We start from the raw sequence: 16,403 nt of genomic DNA, 5'->3' as shown, positions 1-16,403 counted from the left end.
GGATTCCCTGCATGATCACGGGTGCTGGGAGAAGGCGGGTGGCCCAGGGTGCTCCGCTAGCGTGCAGGCGTGCCGAGCACCGCGCCCCCTCCTCGCGCCCTGGCCCACGGGATCGCGGGCGGGCTGGTCCTGATGGCGGTCTTCACCGCCTGGTGGGCCAGTGACTCGCTCTACGCCGGCCACCGGCCCGCAGCCGTCGCGTTCACCGCGCTGGGTGCGGCGGCGGCGGTGGTGTTCCTGGTGCAGGCCGTCCGGCTGGTCCGGGCCGGGCGCTCGATGCCCCGGGACCTCGACGCCGTCGACCAGGAGCACCGGCGTCGCAGCGGCCGCACCTTCGGGATCGTCTTCGCCGCCGAGGGGTTGCTGATCGGTGTCGCCGCAGGGGTGCTGAACGGCACCGGGCACGCGGAGTACGTGCTCCCGGTCATCGCACTGATCGTCGGGCTGCACTTCTACCCGATGGCGTGGGTGTTCCAACGCCGACTGGACCTGTGGCTGGCGACGTGGGTGACCCTCGTCGGGGTCGCAGGCGTCCTCGTCCTCGCGCTGAGCGCGGCCTCGCGCGACCAGGTGTGGGCCTGGGTGGGTGTCGCCACGGCGCTGGCGACCGCGAGCTACGGGACGTACATGGTCCGCTACGGGAACCGGTTGCTGCGCAGCGTCTGAGGGGCCGTCGCCCGGTCCGCGGAGTCTCCACGGGGTCCGCGCTGGCAGGGTGGGGCCGTGTCACGCCCCGACCTCACCGGACTGCAGCCGGTCTACCGCGTCCACCTGGGGCGAGCGCTGCGGTGGGCCGTCACCGGAGCCGTCGCCCTGATGGCACCGAGCGCGGTCTACCGGTTGCTGGACCACCCCGGCGGCTGGGACGTCGGGCTCGCGGTGGGACAGGTGGTCGTCTTCGGCTCACTGCTCCTCCTGCAGTGGCGCCAACCGGACGCCGTGTTCGTCCTCGAGGACGGGCTGGTGTGGCAGCAGTCCTTCCGGCGCCGGACAGCGGTCCCGTGGCACGACGTCCGTGAGGTCCGGACGGGCAGCCGGTGGAAGGGCTACAGCTCCGCCGTCCTCGCGAACGGCCGGAGGCTCCCACTGGTCGCGATGCCCCTCCCCGACGCACGACGTCTGGCGGACGCCCTGACCGCCTCCCGCTGAACGGGTCGTCGGCGGCGAGGGGCCACAGGAACCGCTGCACCGCGTCCGCGGTGGGAAGCGGGTGCCAGGATCGCGGGGTGAGCGCCGAGACGCAGGAGTTCTGGGACGAGCAGGCCGCGGACTTCGACGACGAGGCCGACCACGGTCTGCGGGACCCGGCGGTCCGGGCGGCGTGGGCGGAACTCCTGCTGCCGTTGCTGCCTCCCGCCCCGTCCCGCATCGGCGACCTCGGCTGCGGCACCGGGAGCCTGTCGGTCCTGGTGGCCGGCGCCGGTCACGACGTCCTCGGGATGGACCTGTCCCCCGCGATGATCGCGCTGGCCCGCGCCAAGGCAGCCGCGGCCGGCCTCGCGGTGGGTTTCACCGTCGGGGACGCCGCCCGTCCTCCGCTCGCGCCCGGCTCGCTCGACGTCGTCGTGGCCCGCCACGTGCTGTGGGCCGTCGACGACCCGGCCGCCGCCCTGGCGAGGTGGGTGGACCTGCTCGCGCCCGGCGGTCGGCTGCTGCTGGTCGAGGGCCGCTGGTCGACGGGGGCGGGGATCTCCGCCGAGGACTGCCGACGACTCGTCCTCGGAGTGCGCGAACAGGCCGACGTGCGGTCGTTGCCCGACGCGGCGCTCTGGGGGAAGGAGATCACCGACGACCGGTACCTGGTGAGCAGCTCGCGCTGACGGAGTCAGCGACGCCATCGCGGTGTCCACAGGCCGGTGTCGTCCCCACCCTGGGGATCCGCCTGTGGACGAGGACGGGGGCCGGTGCGGGGGTCGCCCAGGCTGGTCGGCATGTCGATCTCGCACCCCACCGACCTACCGCCCGTCGTGACCCTCGCGGACCTCACCGACCGCTGGCGCCTCATCGCCGCGGACCTCCCGCCGAGCTCGGAGACCGCCACGGACCTGTGGGTCCAGGTCCTCGACGCGGACGGGCGGCAGCGGCCCCCGTTCGTCGTCGTCGAGGAGGTCCCGGTCCTCCCCGACCGGTCCTTCGCCGACAACCTCGCCGGGGTGCTGACGCACCTGCTCGAGGAGGAGACCGCCGGGATCGGGACGGTCGCCTTCGCCGTCGTCCGCGACGCCCCCGCCGGCGTGCACGCCGCCGACCTGTCCTGGTCGGCCGAGCTCACGGCGGCCGCCGCACGCGAAGGGGTGCGCGTGCTGGGGGTCCACCTCCTGGTGGGTGAGGAGCTCACCCGGATCTCGTGAGCTCAGGCGGGTTGGGGCACCGGCGCGCCACGACGTGGCGGCCGGCGGACGGCCTCCTCCAGGGTGATCGCGCTGATCGCGTCGCAGAGTTCCGGCAGCGACTCGAGCACCTGCTCGGCCACCTCCAGCGGAACGGCCTGCGGCGACAGGATCGTCACGGTCACCTTGCCCTTGGTGCTGGGTCCCTGGGACACGAAGCACCCGGGAACGCGCTCGGAGATCCCCGAGACGAACCCGTTGAGGTCGCGGGTGCCGATCGGACGGATCGTCTCGATGGCCAGAACTGTCTTCATCGTGCTCCTCGGCGCCTCGTGCGGGTGGCCGCGGCCCACCGCCGGTCGGCGGGCCACCTGACACCCATCGGCACGCGTCACCCTCGGCCACACGTCGACGGGCACAGATCACACCAGATGGCCCACGCCGTCACCCTCCCGGACCGGCGACCACGCTCAGCGACGTGCGGGCGCGACCTCGGCCAGCAGCGCGAGCAGCGACCGGTCGCTCCCGCGCGGGGCGAGCAGGCAGAGCCCGACGGGGAGCTCCCCCACGCGCCCCCACGGCAGTCCGAGGGCGGGGACACCGGTCTGGGAGGCCAGTGTGGAGAGTTGCAGCGTGCCGGCGCGGGCGGCCTCGAACTCCGCGGGCGTCGCGTCGAGCGCCGGGGCGGGGGTGGCCGTGCTGGGCAGGCCGAGGAACCCTCCGGCCAGCACCGCGTCCAGCCTCGCCCGGGTCCCCTCGACGACCTGCCGGGCGGCACGCACCTGCTCCGCGCCCACGTCGGCACCGGCGCGGAACCGGGACTCGACCGGCGGCGAGAGCGCGCCGGGGTTGGCGGTGATGAAGGCGCCGTCGTTCGCCCACGCCTCGGCGGCCTGCACGGTGCGGAAGGCCGCCGTCCACGCCGACACCTCCGTCGGGGTGAAGTCGTCGGCGAGGTCCACGACGGGCAGACCGGTCTGGACGGCGAGCGCCGTGAGCGCCGCCTCCACGGCGAGGCGGGTGGGCTCGTCGGCGAGGCCCAGCAGGGTCGCGCTGCGCAGCAACGCCTGCGGGCGCTGCACGGCGGCCGGGGGCAGCAGCACGTCGGCGGCGTCGGCGAGCAGGGCGGCGTCCCGGGCGAGCAGGCCGACGGTGTCGAAGGACTGCGCGAGCGGCAGGACGCCGCTGGTGTCGACGAGTCCGTGGGTGGGGCGCCAGGCGTAGAGGGCGCTGAAGGAGGCGGGCACCCGCAGGGAGCCGGCGGTGTCGGTGCCGAGCCCGAGTCCCGCGGCGCCGGCGGCCACGGCGGCCGCGGAGCCGGAGGAGGACCCGCCGGGGACCCGGCCGGGGGCGGCGACGTTGCGGGGGGTGCCGTAGTGGGCGTTGGTGCCCATGAGCGAGAACGCGAGCTCGTCGGTGTGGGCGATGCCGGCGACGACGGCGCCGGCGTCGAGGAGGCGCTGCAGGGCGGGGGCGTTGGCGTCCTCGACGGGCGCGAGGTCGAGCCAGCGCGGCACGCCCCCGCCGATCCGCTGCCCGGCGACGGCGACGAGGTCCTTCACCGCGATCCTCACCCCGGCGAGGGGGCCGCTGCCGCTGCCGCGGACGAGGGGTTCGCCGCCGCCGCCGGTGCGCCAGCGGGCCGGGTCGTCCTCGGGGTGGACGGGTGGGGTCGTGGGCGCACCGGAGACGTGGGCGGCGGCCACCTGCCACCCCTGCTCGCCGAGGTGCCAGAGCTGGGTCTGGAGGCCGCGGCCGCCGTCGAGGCGGTCGGTCTCGGAAACGGTGAGGGCGTCGGTGGGCGAGCTCCAGCGGACGTGGACGCGGCGCAGCCACCGGGTGGGTGCACCGCCCCGGCGGGCGCGGAACGCCGAGATGGCGGCGTGGCCCACGACGGCGGTACCACCCTCGGCGCGCAGGGTGGGGTGGCCGGGGGCGAAGAGCCGGTCGAGTTCCTCGAGGTCGTCCTCGCGCAGGGCCTTCTCGTAGGCCGCCGCGGCTGCGAGCAGCCCGGCCTCGTCGAACTCGCTCACGCGTCCTCCGTCGCTCGGTACCTGCCGGAACTGTCCCACGGGGCGACGGGCAGGATCGGTGGGGTGGACACCATCACCGCTCAGGACGTGCACGACGCCGCGACCCGCATCACCGGCCGGATCCGCCGGACCCCCGTCCTGGGGATCGGCCCCGGACGGTGGCTGAAGCTGGAGCAGCTGCAGCACACCGGGTCCTTCAAGGCGCGGGGGGCGTTCAACCGTCAACTCGCGGCCCGCGAACGGGGTGAGCTGGACCCCGCCCGGGGGATCGTCGCCGCCTCGGGCGGCAACGCCGGCCTGGCCCACGCCTACGCGGCGGCGCAGCTCGGGGTCCCGGCGACGGTGTTCGTGCCGGAGACGGCACCGGCGGTGAAGGTGGCGCGGTTGGGTGCGCTCGGCGCGGACGTGCGGCTGGTGGGCAGCGAGTACGCCGTGGCCTACGAGGCGGCGGTCGAGTTCGCGGCGGCGAAGGGGGCGGTGTTCTGCCACGCCTACGACCAGCCGGAGATCGCGGCCGGAGCGGGGACGCTGGCGCTGGAACTGCTCGAGGACGTGCCGGACGTCGACACCGTCGTGGTGGCCGTCGGGGGTGGCGGGTTGTTCGCCGGCGTCGCCGCCGCGCTGGAGGGGCGGGTGCGGGTGGTGGCCGTCGAACCGGTCGGCGCCCCGACGTTGCACCGGGCGCTGGCGGCGGGTGGGCCGGTGGACGTCGCGGTGTCCGGGATCGCCGCCGACTCCCTCGGCGCGCGCAGCGTCGGCGCCCTCGCGTTCGACCTGGCGCAGCGGAGCGATCCCGTGAGCCTGCTCGTCGACGACGCGGCGATCACCGCCGCCCGCTCGGACCTCTGGTCGCAGTTCCGGGTCGTCGCCGAGCACGGGGCGGCCGCGGCGTGGGCCGGGGTGAGCGCCTACGGACCCGCCGAGGGCGAACGGGTGGTGGTCGTGGTGTGCGGGGCGAACACCGACCCCTCGACCCTCTGAGCCCTGCGCACGCGGTCCCCGGGAACGTCGGGGGTGCGTCGGTCCGGGAAACGGAGGATCGTGGTGAGGGTCACCGGGACTCGGTGGTCCTCACCGTCAGGAGGCACCGTGCCAGAGTTCGCAGGCTCCGGGATCGACCACCTCAACCTGCCCGTCGCCGATCTCGCCGCGTCCGTCGCGTTCTACGAACCAGTGCTGGCGACGCTGGGGATCTCGACGCTCATCGCCGCGCCGGAAGGACCGGGGCAGAAGGCGATGCACGCGTTCGGCGTCCACCCGAAACCCTTCTTCTGGCTCGTGCAGAGCGGGACCGACGGTCCTCGCTACGACGAGGACACCCACGTCGCGTTCACCGCGGCGGACCGCGCCACCGTCGACGCGTTCCACACCGCCGCCCTCGCCGCCGGGGCCACCACCCTGCGACCGCCGGGGGTCTGGGCCGAGTACCACCCGACCTACTACGGCGCCTTCGTCTCCGACCCGAACGGGGTGAACCTGGAGGCCGTCTGCCACGCCCCCGCCTGAGTCCTCAGGGAGCGCGGACCAGTTCGTCGACGGCGTCGAGACCGCCGGCGACGGCGATCTCGTCCCGCAGGCGGGCGGCGGCCCGGCGGAACCCGGGTTCTCCCAGGACGCGGCCGACGGCGTCGTCGATCCGCCGCGGCGACGGGTGGTCGGTGCGCAGGTCGATCCCGGCGCCGGACCAGGCGACCCGCGCGGCGACCTCGGCCTTGTCCTCGGTGCGCCCCGCGACGACGAGCGGCACCCCGTGCGCGAGGGCCTGGGTGACCGTCCCGTAGCCGCCGTTGGTGACCAGCGCCGACACCTTCGGGAGGAACGTCGAGTAGTCGAGGAAACCCGCCGTCCGGACGTTGTCCGGCACGTCGCCCAACGCCTGCCGCAGTTCCGCTTCCGGTCGTCCGCCCGCGGTGAGGACGACGAGCACGGGCCGGTCGGCGAGGGCCCGCACCGCGGGGACGAGGAGGCGGGAGAAGTCCGCGTTCGCCACCGTCCCCTGGGTCACGTGCACGACGGGGCGGCCACCGTCGAGGTCGTCCCACCACTCCGGCAGGGGCAGGTGCGCAGCGGGGGTCGGCAACGGACCGACGAACCGCACGGTCAGGGGCAGCCCGGGGCGCGGGTACTCCAGACCGGGCGGGCACAACTGCAGGACGGCGTCCATCGTCAACGGCGCGTCGAACATCGACGTCGCCGGGACGCGGCCGGTGAGCCGGCGGAACTCCGCCACGAGCAGTCGCTGCGGGCTCGCGAAGACCCACCGGTCGATGAGCTGCTTCAGCGCCGCGTTGCGCACCCGGACCAGCGGTCCGCGTCCGGGCGCCAGACCCAGCCCGTAGGGCGCGGTGCCGCCGCCCTCGACGGGCAGCGGGCTGATCCCCAGCAGCAGGATGCGCGGACGGTCCTCGCGCACGATGAGCGGGTAGGCGCCCATGAACAGGAGTTCGGTGATGAGCACGTCGGCGGGTTCGTCGGCGAGCGCGGCCTCGACCGCGGCGAACTGGGGGCCGATGTAGCGCACGAACAACGTCTCGAGGTCGTGGCCGACGGCCTGTGGACCACTGCTGCCGGGACGCCGGTCGGGGTGGTCGAGGTCGCCCGCGTAGGCGTGCGTGGGCAGTTCCACGAAACCGGCGCCGGCGCGCTCGACCCGGTCGCGGTAGGCCGCCCCCGTGAGGACCCGGACCCGGTGGCCGCGGCGCACGAGGTCCGCCGCGACGGCCACGACCGGCCCCAGGTGACCCTGGACGGGAAGGCTGGTCAGCAGGACGGAGGCCACCCGAGGAGCCTTCCCACCCGGGGAGGTCGGGTCAAGGGCCGGGACGTGGAAGAGTCCCCGGGTCCATCGTCGGCGAACGTCGGCGAACGTCAGGCAGTACCCGAGGAGCACCGTGCCGGACCGATCCCCCCTCGTCGTCGTGATCACCACCGGCGGGACCATCGCCAGCACCGTCGACGAGGACGGCGTGAGCAGCCCCACCCTGGGCGGAGCCGACCTGCTGGGTCCGGCGGCGGCGGACCTCGGGGTCCGGGTGCGGCTCGTCGAGGCGCTGCGCGTGGACTCCTCCACGATCACGCTCGCCCAGGCGTGGACGATCCGCACGCGGGTGGCGGAGGCCCTGGCCGACCCCGCCGTCGACGGCGTCGTGGTGCTGCACGGCACCGACTCCCTGGAGGAGACCGCGTACCTGCTGGACCTGCACCACGACGACCCGCGCCCGGTCGTCCTCACCGGCTCGCAGCGCACCGCCGACCACCCCGAACCCGACGCCCCCGCCAACGTGCGCGAGGCGTTGCGCCTCGCGGTCGACGCGCGGGCCCGAGGCCGGGGGGTGCTCGTCGCGTTCGGTGGCCGGGTGCACGCCGCGGCGGGCCTCGCCAAGCGCCACACCACCGACCTCGACGCGTTCTGGGTCCCCGACGGGCCCCTCCCCCGGGCGCTCGTCGCGCCCGGCGCCGGCGACTGGCCCCGGGTCGACGTCGTGGCCGTCTCCCCCGGCACGGACGGTGCGCTGGTCGACGCCGTCCGCGAGCTGGGTGGACGCGGGATCGTGCTGCAGGGGCTGGGGTCCGGCAACGCGACGACGGACGTCGTGGCGGCGGTGGCGCGAGCGGTCGCGCGCGAGGTGGCCGTGGTCGTGACGACCCGCGTCCCGACCGGCCCGATCGCCTCCAGCTACGGCGCGGGCGGCGGCGGGTCGGAACTCGCCGCGGTGGGCGCCGTCCCCGCCGGGCGGTTGCGGTCCGGGCAGGCGCGGGTCCTGCTGGCGACGTTGCTGCGGTCCGGCCCCGGCGACCTGGCCCGGGAGTTCGTGCGGCGCGGTTGATCGCGATCGGAGAAGCCCCGGGACCCGGGACCCCGCTAGCGTGGCGCGGAGGCGACGGCGCGCGAGGGACGGGGACACGATGGCCAGGGTCACGAAGCAGGCCGCGGCGGAACCCGCCGCGGACACCCACGACGTCATCCGGGTGCACGGGGCCCGGGAGAACAACCTCCAGGACGTCAGCGTCGAGATCCCCAAGCGTCGGCTGACGGTGTTCACCGGGGTGTCGGGCTCGGGCAAGAGTTCACTGGTGTTCGGGACGATCGCGGCGGAGTCGCAACGCCTCATCAACGAGACCTACAGCGCCTTCGTCCAGGGTTTCATGCCGACCATGGCCCGTCCGGACGTCGACGTCCTCGAGGGCCTGACGACGGCCATCATCGTCGACCAGCAGCGCATGGGCGCCGACAGCCGGTCCACCGTGGGGACGGCGACGGACGCGAACGCGATGCTGCGGATCCTCTTCAGCCGCCTCGGGGAACCCCGCATCGGATCGCCGCAGGCGTTCTCGTTCAACGTGGCCTCGGTCTCGGGTTCGGGCGCGGTCACGGTGCAGAAGGGGGCCGCGACGAAGGCCGTGAAGGCCAGCTTCTCGCGCACCGGGGGGATGTGCCCGCGGTGCGAAGGCCTGGGCAACGTCTCCGACCTGGACCTCTCGCAGCTCTACGACGACTCCAAGTCCCTCAACGAGGGCGCGCTGACGATCCCCGGGTACAGCATCGACGGCTGGTACGGGCGCATCTTCACCGGCTGCGGGTTCTTCGACCCGGACAAGCCGATCGCGAAGTTCACCACGAAGGAGTTGCACGACCTCCTCTACCGGGAACCCACGAAGATCAAGGTCGACGGCATCAACCTCACCTACGAGGGTCTGGTCCCGAAGATCCAGAAGTCGATGCTGTCCAAGGACGTCGACTCGCTGCAGCCGCACATCCGCGCCTTCGTCGAACGCGTCGCGACGTTCGCGGTCTGCCCGGAGTGCGAGGGGACCCGGCTCAGCGAGGGCGCCCGCTCGTCGAGGATCGACGGCGTCAGCATCGCCGACGCCTGCCGGATGCAGATCAGCGACCTCGCCGGATGGGTCCGCGGGATCACCGACCCCTCCGTCGCACCGCTGCTGGAGACCCTCACGGGGACCCTCGACTCGTTCGCCGCGATCGGGTTGGGCTACCTGTCGCTGGAACGCCCGTCGGGGACGTTGTCCGGGGGCGAGGCGCAGCGGGTGAAGATGGTGCGGCAACTGGGTTCGGCCCTGACCGACGTCACGTACGTGTTCGACGAACCCACCACGGGGTTGCACCCGCACGACATCGCGAACATGAACGACCTGCTGCGACAGTTGCGGGACAAGGGGAACACCGTCCTCGTCGTCGAGCACAAACCCGAGACGATCGCGATCGCCGACCACGTCGTCGACCTCGGTCCCGGCGCCGGCACCGGCGGTGGCCGGGTGTGCTTCGAGGGCAGCGTCGACGGCCTGCGCGCCAGCGGCACCGTCACCGGGAGGCACTTCGACGACCGCGCCCGGTTGAAGCCCACCGTCCGGACGTCGACGAGTTCGCTGCCGATCCGGGGCGCGTCGCAGCACAACCTCAAGGACGTCGACGTCGACGTCCCGCTCGGGATCCTCACCGTCGTCACCGGCGTCGCAGGGTCGGGCAAGAGTTCCCTGATCCACGGTTCGCTGCCGCCGGGGGCGGACGTCGTGTCGGTGGACCAGGCGCCCATCCGGGGTTCGCGCCGCAGCAACCCCGCCACCTGGACCGGGTTGCTGGAACCGATCCGCAAGGCGTTCGCGAAGGCGAACGGGGTGAAACCCGCCCTGTTCAGCGCGAACTCCGAGGGGGCGTGCCCGGCCTGCAACGGCGCCGGGGTGATCTACACCGACCTCGCGATGATGGCCGGGGTGGCGACGACCTGCGTCGAGTGCGAGGGCCGCCGGTTCGACGACGCCGTGCTGGACCACCTGTTCGGCGGGAAGAACATCGCCGAGGTCCTGGCCATGTCCGTCGCCGAGGCCGAGGAGTTCTTCGGCTCCGGGGACGCGGGGATCCCCGCGGCGCACGCGATCCTCGACCGTCTCGCCGACGTGGGGCTGGGGTACCTGACGCTGGGACAGCCGCTCACGACGTTGTCCGGCGGCGAACGTCAGCGCCTCAAGCTCGCCGTGCACATGGGCGGCAGGGGCGGGACCTACGTCCTCGACGAACCCACGACCGGCCTGCACCTCGCCGACGTCGAACACCTCCTCGGCCTGCTGGACCGGCTGGTGGACTCGGGGAAGTCGATCATCGTCATCGAGCACCACCAGGCCGTCATGGCGCACGCCGACTGGATCATCGACCTCGGCCCCGGCGCCGGGCACGACGGCGGAACCGTCGTGTTCGAGGGGACACCTGCCGAACTCGTCGCCGACGCCTCCACGTTGACCGGCCGCCACCTCGCGGCCTACGTGGGTTCCTGAGTCAGTCCTGCGGGGTCCGGCCGGCGAGCAGGGCCGCGCAGGACCAGTAGGCGAGGGCCGCGAGCGCGCCCCAGGCCACGGACCCGAGGGCGACCACGAAGGCGACGACCGCCCCCCAGGACACCTCCCCGGTGCCCGCGCTCCCGTTCTGCTGGACGGCCACCGCGATGAACCCCAGCAGGACCCCGAGCACGGTGCCCGCGACGGCCGAGTTCTTCAGCCGCTCGAGGTTCCTCTCCACCGGGTTCGACCACGCCGCGTCGTCGTCGGTCCAGCCGCGCTCACCGTCGAGTTCACTCATCGGGCCATCGTGGCGGATCGACCCGTCCGACGGGAGGCGAGGCAGAGGACGAGGGCCGTCAGCGCGAGCAGGGTCGCGAGGAGTCCCAGGCCACCGGCCGACACCCACTGGAGCAGGAACACCCGCTGGTAGCCCTGCATCTCCTCCGCGCGCTGTCGTGCCGTCGGTCCCTGGAACTCGACCCAGGCGGAGATCGTCGTCGTGCCGAACGCCCACAGCGCGCACGCCCCGGCGAGCAACCCGACGGCGAGCCGTCGTCGCGCCACGACCAGCCACCCCGGCCGGGTCCCGAGCACCAGACCCGCCAGGACGAGCACGGCGAACGCGCTGATCGTCGTCGGCCAGCTCAGGGGGTCGTAGCTCAGCACCTCAGCCCAGTGGTCGGCGAAGACGGCGGGTTCGCGCGCCAGGTCGCCGGCCTCCTCGACGACGTCGGGGGTGCCGACGATCTGGTGCACCGCGGCCACGGACAGACCCAGCGGGGTCGCGGCGGTCGTCAGGAGCAACCAGAAGACCCACGACCACCGGTCTGCGGAACTCCGCTCCTCGTCGTCAGCGGCCTCGTCAGCAGCGTCGTCATCGGCGGCGGCCGGTTCCCCGGGTCCCACGTGGGCGCTCACGCGCCGGGCCGGCGGTAGCGGGCGTACTCGTCGGCGCTCGGGCGGGGGAAGGCGACCGGGACCTCGACCGGCCGAGGTTCCGGCTCGTCCACCACCGCGATCCCGGCGGGTTCGTCCGCTGCGGCGAGTTCCCCGGGTTCGTCGGCCTCGGCCTCGGCGTCGTCGACGTCGACGGCGGCGGCGGGTCCGACGGTGGCGGCGGGCAGGGAGTCGCCGACGAGGACGATCACGGCGACCACCCCGAACACGGCGACCGTCACCAGGGCCGAGACGGGCAGGACCACCTCCAGCAGGCTCGTCGAGGTCGAGAAGTAGGCGGCGTCGTCCGGCGTGCGCTGCGACGCGGCGATCATGACGACGAGCACGGCGAGCGCGACGAGGGACGAGAGAGCGCCCCCGGCGGCCGCGACCCACCGGCACGCGCGGTGCAGCGGCCACCGCTCACCGGCGGCCAGGTGCAGTCCGGCCACGGCGACGCAGACCGCGGTCGCGGCCAGCAGCACGCGGTCGGTCGGCACGACGTAGGAGACGAGGGTCCACCGGTCCCAGAAGGTGATCCCCGGGGTCGGGATGACCGTGACGTTCCCGTTCTCGTCGGAGGTGGAGCTGGAGAAGTACTGGGCGTCGAGAGCCCCGGTGAGCACCTGCCGGAACACGACGAGCGCCGTCACCGGTAGCGCCAGCTCCACGAGGGTGAGCGCCCACACCACCCGGTGCAGACTGCGCGGAGCTCGGGGGGCGTCGTGGATCTCCTGAGACACCCTCCCGACCCTAGTGATCCGAGCGGTCCGGGAGACCGGGTTGGCGCGGACGGCTGCGCACGGACCGTCCGGCGACCACCATCGAGGGGTGCGGACGCGCGGAGTGCTGACGGCAGGGCTGACGGTGGTGTTGCTGACGGCGGCGTGTTCCAGCGACCACGGGTCCGTCGACCCGCCTGCCCCGGACACCCACGGCTGGACGGCGCTCCCGGCCCCGCCGGTCCGGGCCCCGGTGCTGCGGCGCGGGCAGGCCGCGGTCTGGACGGGTACGGAGGCGCTCGTCTGGGGCGGACTCCCCGTCGACACCGACGGCTGCTTCTTCACCCCACAACCTGACGGAGCGGCGTGGGACCCGGCCACGCGGACCTGGACGGCGATGGCGCCGTCGCCGATCGGCGCCCGGCAGGACGCCGAGATGCTGTGGACGGGGAGCGGCGCGGTGCTCGTCGGGGGCCGCGATCCGCTGGCCGACTGCGACGGCCGGCCCGGGGGTGCCCTCAGCAGCGCGCTGTTCACACCCGGTCCCGCCGGCGGCAGCTGGACGGGGCTGCCCGACCTGCCGTGGCCGGCGGACGCCGTGGTGGCGACGAGCGCCTGGGCCGGCGACCGGGTGCTGGTGTGGTCGCCGGCCCAGGGCGGGTGGGGCTTGCGACCGGGCGACCCGGCCTGGACCGCGCTCCCCACACCCGGCACCGAGGTGACCCGGCCGGACGGCGAGAACGCCTTCGCGACGGCGCACAACGTGTGGACGGGTGCGGAGTGGATGGTGTGGTCCAGCGAGGCGTCCACCGCGGGAACCGTCGAGGCCGGGTTGGCCTACGACCCCGCGGCGGGTTCGTGGCGTGACGTCGCCGTCGGACCCGCGCTCGCGCAGGGCACCGACGTGGTGTGGACGGGGAACCAGGTCCTGGCCTACGACCCGCTCGCCGGGGTGCTGGCCCACGACCCCTCGAGCGACCGGTGGAGCCGTGGTGAGGAAGGGCCGATCCCGCTGCTGACCACCGGCTCCGGCAACGGTGGACCCGTCGTGACCTGGGCCGGGACCCGGTTGCTGGTGTGGGGTGGCTCGCGCGAGCGGGACCTGGGCCGGTGCATCGACGGTGACGGACCGGACGACTCCGCCTCCGACCACGGCGGCGTCTGCAACCCCGCGACCGGTCCGCTGGGCGCGGTCTACGACCCGGCCACGGACGAGTGGACGAAGATCACCGACGGTCCCTGGCCGCGCCGGACGGAGACCGCGGCGGTGTGGACGGGCCGCGAACTGCTGCTCGCGGGGGGCCGCGACCTGGAGGTGGAACGGGACGGTCAGCCCCGTCCGTACCCGGACGCACCCGCGGAGGCGGTGGTGACGTTCACCCCTCCCGCGTGACCCGGGGCGGCGCGGCCGTCACCGACGCGCGAGCAGATCCTCCAGCGCCCCGTCCAGGTGCGGGTGGGTGAAGCGGAACTCGGCGGCGGCGAGCTTCGCGGACACCGCCCGGCGGCCCGTGAGTCCCAGTGCTGGGTCGGTGCGGAGCAGGACGGCGCCGACGTGCAGCAGCGGCGCGGGGGTCGGCGGGGCCGGCGGGCGGTGCAGGACGCGGCGCAGGCTCCGCATGAGTTCGGCGTTGCGCACGGGGCTCGGGGCGGTGACCACGAGCACTCCCTCGGGGGGCTCCTCGGACCCCAGGCACCACGACACGACCCGGAGCCAGTCGTCGACGTGGATCCAGCTGAACCACTGCCGGCCGCTGCCGACCCGGCCGCCGAGGCCGATCCGGGTCAGCCACGCGAGCCGGTCCAGCGCGGGGGTTCCCCGGTCGAGGACGATGCTGGTGCGCAGCACCACCTGACGTCGGGCGTTCACGCCGGCGGCGGCGGACTCCCAAGCCGTCGCGACGCCCGCCATCTGCGGTGGGCCGTCGGCGGGCGGGGAGGACTCGGTGATCAGCCGGTCCCCCGCGTCACCGTGGATGGCCAATGTGCTGGCCTGCACCCACACGGGAACGGGTTCGTCGAGGGTGGCCGCCGCGGCGGCCAGGGCGCGGGTCGGGTCGACGCGGGAGGAGGTGAGCAGGTCGACGTTCGCCTGGGTGGGGCGGCGGTCGACGAGTTCGCCGGCGAGGTTCACCACCGCGGCCCCTTCGAGTTCCCGCGCCCACGGGCCGAGCGTCCGCCCGTCCCAGCCGACCTGGCGGTGCGGGCCGTCGACGGGTCGGCGGGTGAGGACGACGACCTCGTGACCCGCGTCGGTCAGGTGCGCGCTCAAGCGTCGGCCCAGGGCGCCGGACCCGCCGGCGATGACGATCTTCACCACCGCAGGTTAGGGGGAGGTGATCGGATGTGGGCATGACTGGAGAACCTTCGGACGTCGTCGCCGTCTACGAGCAGTACCTGGCCGCCTGCAACGAACGCCGCTTCGACGATCTGCGGAACCTCGTCGCCGCGGACGTCAGCGGGTCCGGGCCCACCGACGGGATCGACGCCTACGTCGAGGGCGTCGCCGCGGTCGTCCGCGGCTTCCCCGACTACCGCTGGGACCTGCAGGAGCTCCTCGTCCAGGGGGACACGGTCTGCGCGCGCCTCACCGGCCGGGGTACCCACACGGGCACGTTCAGCGGCGTCGCCGCCACCGGCCGGGCCATCGAGGTGCAGGAACTGGTCGTCTACCGCATCCGGGACGGCCGGATCGTCCACTGCTGGGGCGACCTGTTCCCCGTGGTGCGCGACGCGCTGACGGCGACGGGCGGGTCGTGACCGCGGGTCACTCGCAGGCGGTGCCGTCCCCGTCGCCGTCGAGGTCGGTGCTGTAACCGGGGTCGCCGCGGTGCAGCGGGGCGGCCCCGGCGGCGCGGGCGGCGGCGCAGCTCGTGAACGCCACCGGGGGCGCGGAGGTGGCGGTGGAAGTGGAGGTGGCGGGGCAGCCGGCGAGGACCCCGGCCATCGCGTCCCGCTCGGCCGGGGTGACCCACAACCCGTACTTGGCCTTCACCTCCACCTGGCGCTGGACGTAGGTGCAGCGGTAACCCCGGTCCGGGGGGAGCCAGGTCGCGGCGTCACCGTCACCCTTGGCCGAGTTGATCGGGCCGTCGACGGCGAGGAGTTCCAGCGGGTCGTTGGCGAACTCGACGCGCTTGGCGGCGTCCCAGGACCGCGCGCCCTTCTGCCAGGCGTCGGACAGGGCGACGACGTGGTCGATCTGCACGGCCTCGCTGGTGCCCTGGCCGCGGGTGAAGGAGATCGTCGCGCCGCCGTAGGGGTCGTCGAGGGTTCCGGTGAGGACGACGCAGTCCTGCGTGCCGGGTTTGAACGTGATGTCGGTGAGGTCGCGCGCGAGGACGTCGTCGCGGGTGTCGCAACCGTTGTGGTCGGTGTCGACCCAGCCGTTGCCGAACTCCTCGCGGGAGTAGCCGGTCTTGGCGGCGCGGCCCTTCACGGTGAGGGCGTCGAGCGTGGGGTCGACCGGTGCGTCGTCCTTCGCGGTGCCGCACCCGGCGAGGAGCACGCCGGCCAACCCCAGCGCGAGGACCCGTCGGACCCGTCGCACCCCCCGGTCACCGGCCCGTGCGCGGCGGAACGTGAGCCTCACGCGGGGCGGGGTCCGGGCGTGCGCAGGTGGCGCTGGCGCTCGGCGTAGTCGAGGACGTCCTCGAGACGGACCCGGCGGTGCGTCCCGGGTTTCGTGAACGGCAGGGCGCCGGACTCGAGCAACCGGACCATCGTGGGCCGGCTGACGCCGAGGACCTCCGCGGCCTCCTGGGTGGTGAGCAGGGCCTCGTGCGGGGTGAGCGTTACGGCCTCGCCGTGGGAGAGGGCGATCACGGCCTCGCGCAACGCGGCGGCGAGTTCCGCGGGCACCGCGGCAGAACGCCGTCCGACCTTCAGCACCAGGGGGCTGTCCGGTTGCGAGGCAAGCAGTTCAGCGAGTCCGGTCAGCCCCTCGAGAGCGGGGCGGACGGTGACCTCAGCGCCGTGACAGGCGACGGTGGACGACACCCCGCCACGGTAACAGGATCGTCTCGAATCGAACAGAACGAAAGTTGGGGGTAGGCTGTGCGAACCGACCTGCCCCCCGATCGTGAGGACCG

Annotated in this window: 19 protein-coding genes; 10 read left to right on the top strand and 9 right to left on the bottom strand. The window is 74.1% G+C overall.

Annotation, left to right across the window (positions count from 1 at the left end):
• Positions 1-69 precede the first annotated feature (69 nt).
• The 4 genes from ACFQ46_RS03080 (at position 70) to ACFQ46_RS03065 (ending at position 2,351) form a co-directional block, all read left to right on the top strand.
• Positions 70-666, top strand: a complete 597-nt coding sequence (locus tag ACFQ46_RS03080; RefSeq protein ID WP_380257095.1) for a hypothetical protein — start codon at positions 70-72, stop codon at positions 664-666.
• 57 nt (positions 667-723) lie between these two features.
• Complete coding sequence (locus ACFQ46_RS03075; protein ID WP_380257093.1) at positions 724-1,149, top strand: hypothetical protein; 426 nt, start codon at positions 724-726, stop codon at positions 1,147-1,149.
• A gap of 77 nt (positions 1,150-1,226) precedes the next feature.
• Positions 1,227-1,820, top strand: a complete 594-nt coding sequence (locus tag ACFQ46_RS03070; RefSeq protein WP_380257091.1) for a class I SAM-dependent methyltransferase — start codon at positions 1,227-1,229, stop codon at positions 1,818-1,820.
• Between the two features lie 111 nt (positions 1,821-1,931).
• Positions 1,932-2,351: a hypothetical protein gene (locus ACFQ46_RS03065; RefSeq protein WP_380257089.1), complete on the top strand. Its 420-nt coding sequence runs from the start codon at positions 1,932-1,934 to the stop codon at positions 2,349-2,351.
• A 2-nt stretch (positions 2,352-2,353) separates the two neighbouring features.
• Here ACFQ46_RS03065 and ACFQ46_RS03060 read toward each other — a convergent pair whose 3' ends face one another.
• Entirely contained in the window at positions 2,354-2,644 is a 291-nt protein-coding gene (locus ACFQ46_RS03060; RefSeq protein ID WP_380257087.1) for a hypothetical protein, read from the bottom strand.
• A gap of 156 nt (positions 2,645-2,800) precedes the next feature.
• Positions 2,801-4,363: an AtzH-like domain-containing protein gene (locus tag ACFQ46_RS03055; protein WP_380257085.1), complete on the bottom strand. Its 1,563-nt coding sequence runs from the start codon at positions 4,361-4,363 to the stop codon at positions 2,801-2,803.
• A gap of 63 nt (positions 4,364-4,426) precedes the next feature.
• Between ACFQ46_RS03055 and ACFQ46_RS03050 the strand changes: the two genes are divergently transcribed.
• Positions 4,427-5,344, top strand: a complete 918-nt coding sequence (locus ACFQ46_RS03050; protein WP_380257083.1) for a threonine/serine dehydratase — start codon at positions 4,427-4,429, stop codon at positions 5,342-5,344.
• Between the two features lie 108 nt (positions 5,345-5,452).
• Positions 5,453-5,869, top strand: coding sequence for a VOC family protein (locus ACFQ46_RS03045; RefSeq protein WP_380257081.1), 417 nt, complete (start codon positions 5,453-5,455; stop codon positions 5,867-5,869).
• A gap of 4 nt (positions 5,870-5,873) precedes the next feature.
• Here ACFQ46_RS03045 and ACFQ46_RS03040 read toward each other — a convergent pair whose 3' ends face one another.
• On the bottom strand, positions 5,874-7,142 hold the full coding sequence (locus ACFQ46_RS03040; RefSeq protein ID WP_380257079.1) for a glycosyltransferase: 1,269 nt from the start codon (positions 7,140-7,142) through the stop codon (positions 5,874-5,876).
• A 112-nt stretch (positions 7,143-7,254) separates the two neighbouring features.
• Here ACFQ46_RS03040 and ACFQ46_RS03035 point away from each other — a divergent pair, with 112 nt between their 5' ends.
• Positions 7,255-8,190, top strand: coding sequence for an asparaginase (locus tag ACFQ46_RS03035; protein ID WP_380257077.1), 936 nt, complete (start codon positions 7,255-7,257; stop codon positions 8,188-8,190).
• A gap of 79 nt (positions 8,191-8,269) precedes the next feature.
• On the top strand, positions 8,270-10,651 hold the full coding sequence (locus ACFQ46_RS03030; RefSeq protein ID WP_380257075.1) for an ATP-binding cassette domain-containing protein: 2,382 nt from the start codon (positions 8,270-8,272) through the stop codon (positions 10,649-10,651).
• A gap of 1 nt (position 10,652) precedes the next feature.
• Here the strand turns inward: ACFQ46_RS03030 and ACFQ46_RS03025 are convergent, their stop codons facing one another.
• Genes ACFQ46_RS03025 through ACFQ46_RS03015 form a run of 3 tightly spaced genes read right to left on the bottom strand, consistent with a single transcriptional unit; the run spans position 10,653 to position 12,333 of the window.
• Positions 10,653-10,952 carry a hypothetical protein gene (locus ACFQ46_RS03025; RefSeq protein ID WP_380257073.1) on the bottom strand — a complete coding sequence of 100 codons (300 nt, stop codon included), beginning with the start codon at positions 10,950-10,952 and terminating at the stop codon, positions 10,653-10,655.
• A complete protein-coding gene (locus tag ACFQ46_RS03020; RefSeq protein ID WP_380257071.1) occupies positions 10,949-11,572 on the bottom strand; it encodes a hypothetical protein in 624 nt (207 codons plus the stop codon). Before ACFQ46_RS03020 ends, ACFQ46_RS03025 begins: the two co-directional genes overlap by 4 nt.
• Positions 11,569-12,333, bottom strand: coding sequence for a hypothetical protein (locus ACFQ46_RS03015; protein WP_380257069.1), 765 nt, complete (start codon positions 12,331-12,333; stop codon positions 11,569-11,571). Before ACFQ46_RS03015 ends, ACFQ46_RS03020 begins: the two co-directional genes overlap by 4 nt.
• Before the next feature lie 88 nt (positions 12,334-12,421).
• Between ACFQ46_RS03015 and ACFQ46_RS03010 the strand changes: the two genes are divergently transcribed.
• Positions 12,422-13,705 carry a hypothetical protein gene (locus tag ACFQ46_RS03010; protein WP_380257067.1) on the top strand — a complete coding sequence of 428 codons (1,284 nt, stop codon included), beginning with the start codon at positions 12,422-12,424 and terminating at the stop codon, positions 13,703-13,705.
• 18 nt (positions 13,706-13,723) lie between these two features.
• Here the strand turns inward: ACFQ46_RS03010 and ACFQ46_RS03005 are convergent, their stop codons facing one another.
• Positions 13,724-14,629 carry a TIGR01777 family oxidoreductase gene (locus ACFQ46_RS03005; RefSeq protein ID WP_380257065.1) on the bottom strand — a complete coding sequence of 302 codons (906 nt, stop codon included), beginning with the start codon at positions 14,627-14,629 and terminating at the stop codon, positions 13,724-13,726.
• A 35-nt stretch (positions 14,630-14,664) separates the two neighbouring features.
• Here ACFQ46_RS03005 and ACFQ46_RS03000 point away from each other — a divergent pair, with 35 nt between their 5' ends.
• A complete protein-coding gene (locus ACFQ46_RS03000) occupies positions 14,665-15,072 on the top strand; it encodes an ester cyclase (RefSeq protein WP_380257063.1) in 408 nt (135 codons plus the stop codon).
• Positions 15,073-15,079: 7 nt separating this feature from the next.
• Here the strand turns inward: ACFQ46_RS03000 and ACFQ46_RS02995 are convergent, their stop codons facing one another.
• Complete coding sequence (locus ACFQ46_RS02995; RefSeq protein WP_380257061.1) at positions 15,080-15,904, bottom strand: DUF1524 domain-containing protein; 825 nt, start codon at positions 15,902-15,904, stop codon at positions 15,080-15,082.
• Positions 15,901-16,311 carry a helix-turn-helix domain-containing protein gene (locus ACFQ46_RS02990; RefSeq protein WP_380257059.1) on the bottom strand — a complete coding sequence of 137 codons (411 nt, stop codon included), beginning with the start codon at positions 16,309-16,311 and terminating at the stop codon, positions 15,901-15,903. Before ACFQ46_RS02990 ends, ACFQ46_RS02995 begins: the two co-directional genes overlap by 4 nt.
• Positions 16,312-16,403 lie beyond the last annotated feature (92 nt).

The sequence above is a fragment of the Kineococcus sp. GCM10028916 genome (assembly GCF_042674865.1).
GTDB lineage: Bacteria > Actinomycetota > Actinomycetes > Actinomycetales > Kineococcaceae > Kineococcus.
Note: the sequence above shows the minus strand (reverse complement) of the source record. Positions and strands in the feature narration are given on the sequence as shown.